Genomic DNA, 1,976 nt, shown 5'->3' with positions numbered 1-1,976 from the left:
GGCCTCCTTGTCCGCCTCCTCGGCCTGCGCCTGCCTCGAGGGGCCTCCCCCAGCCGCATCCTCGCCCGGGGKCTCRGTGGGCGGACCGAGATCGGACTTGGCGTGGCTGGGGAAGAGGCTCTTGACGTAGATCGCGACCGCGGTCAGCGCGAGCACGACCAGCGCCGGCCAGCGCGACGACGGCGCCGCGTCCTCGTCGGTGATCTTGCGGTAGCTCTGCTCCGCGGASGGCGCGCCCGGCGCCGGGGCCTTGAGGGTYYTGATCTCGATCATGCCGACACCCGTTCRTGCGCAGGCTTGAAGGGAGCTGCGATRGGACTGGCCTGCGGCATCCGCAGCGGTGCTGCCGGCGTGCTGGCCGGGGCGACCTGCGTCGTCGCCGGGGTCAGGATCTCGTTGCGCGGCCCGAAGGCGGCGAGCTTGCCGTTCTGGATGACGCCGACGAAGTCGACGGCGGCGAGCGCGCTCGGCCGGTGCGCCACGATGATCGCGATGCCGCCGCGCTCCTTGACCGTCTCGATCGCCGCCTTGAGCGCGCTCTCGCCCTCGCCGTCGAGATTCGAGTTCGGCTCGTCCATGACGACCAGGAAGGGGTTGCCGTAGAGCGCCCGCGCCAGGCCGATGCGCTGGCGCTGGCCGGCCGAGAGCGCCGCGCCTTGCGGCCCGAGCTGGGTCTGGTAGCCATCGGCCAGMCGCACGAYCATCTCGTGGATGCCGGCCGCCTTSGCYGCCGCCACGACCCCGGCGGCGTCGCTCTCAGCCGAGAGCCGCGAGATGTTCTCCTCGACGCTGGCATCGAGCAGGCTGACCTCCTGCGGGAGATAGCCGATGAAGCGCCCGAGGCTGGCCTCCGGCCATTGCGCCAGCTCGGCGCCGTCGAGCCGGACCGAGCCGCGCAGGCACGGCCAGATCCCGGTCAGGGCCCGCACCAGCGTCGTCTTGCCGCCGCCGCTCGGGCCGATCAGGCCRAGCGCCGTGCCGGCCTTCAGGTCGAAGCCGACCTCGCTGAGCAGGACCTGGCCCGAGACCGGGGCGGCGACCGTGATCTTGTCGACCTTGAGCGCGCCGACCGGCGCCGGCAGCTGCATCGGCACCACMGCCTGGCTCAGCGCCACCACCGTCTCGCGCAGGCGCTGGAAGGCGGCGCGTGCCGCGACGAAGGACTTCCAGTTGGCGATCGCGAGATCGACCGGCGCCAGCGCCCGCGACGAGGCGACCGAGGAGGCGATGATCGCSCCGGCCGAGAGCTCGCCCTTGATCGTCAGATAGGCGCCCATCCCGAGGATCGCCGATTGCAGGATCATGCGCAGCACGCGCGAGACCGCGCCCAGGCTGCCGCCGAGGTCATTGGCCTTGGTCTGCAGCGCCAGATGYTCGCGGTTGGCAAGGTTGAAGCGCTCGACCGCCCGGTCGGCAAAGCCCATCGCCTTCAGCACCTCGGCATTGCGGGCATTGGAATCGGCGATCGCGCCGCGGGTGATCGCCGCCTGGCGCGTCGTGCCGTTGAGCCGGCGGGTCAGGATCTCGCTCGCCACCGTCAGCAGGGTCAGCACCACGGCGCCCGCCAGCGTCAGCGCGCCGAGCCAGGGGTGCAGGAAATAGGCGAAGGCGAGATARAGCGGGATCCAGGGCAGGTCGAASAGCGCGCCCGGCCCCTGGCTGCCGAGGAAGCCGCGCACCGTGTCGACATCGCGCCCGCGCTCCAGCGCCTCGGTGCTCGAAAAGCCGAAGCGCGGCATGTCGATCGCCACCCGGTGCGCCAGCGGCGCGATATCCTTGTCGAGCCGGGCCCCGACCCGGACCAGCACCTGCGAGCGGATCACGTCGAAGGCGCCCTGGAACAAATAGAGCCCGATCGCCAGCGCCGAGAGCGCCGCCAGCGTCTGGACGCTGCCCGAGGTCAGSGCCCGGTCATAGACCTGCAGCATGTAGAATGAGCCGGTCAGCGCCAGCACATTGATCAGCCCCGAGACCGC

Annotated in this window: 2 protein-coding genes; both read right to left on the bottom strand. The window is 71.5% G+C overall.

Annotation, left to right across the window (positions count from 1 at the left end):
- Positions 1-273 (bottom strand): hypothetical protein (locus AC1DIO_RS35205; RefSeq protein ID WP_476854937.1); only part of this gene is annotated, 273 nt, incomplete at its 3' end.
- The coding region (locus AC1DIO_RS35200) for a type I secretion system permease/ATPase (RefSeq protein ID WP_476854936.1) at positions 270-1,976 on the bottom strand (1,707 nt) is incomplete at its 5' end. The genes AC1DIO_RS35205 and AC1DIO_RS35200, both read right to left, overlap by 4 nt.

This window comes from Allobosea sp. 05T439 (genome assembly GCF_056396005.1).
This window is presented reverse-complemented; position numbering and strand designations above follow the sequence as displayed.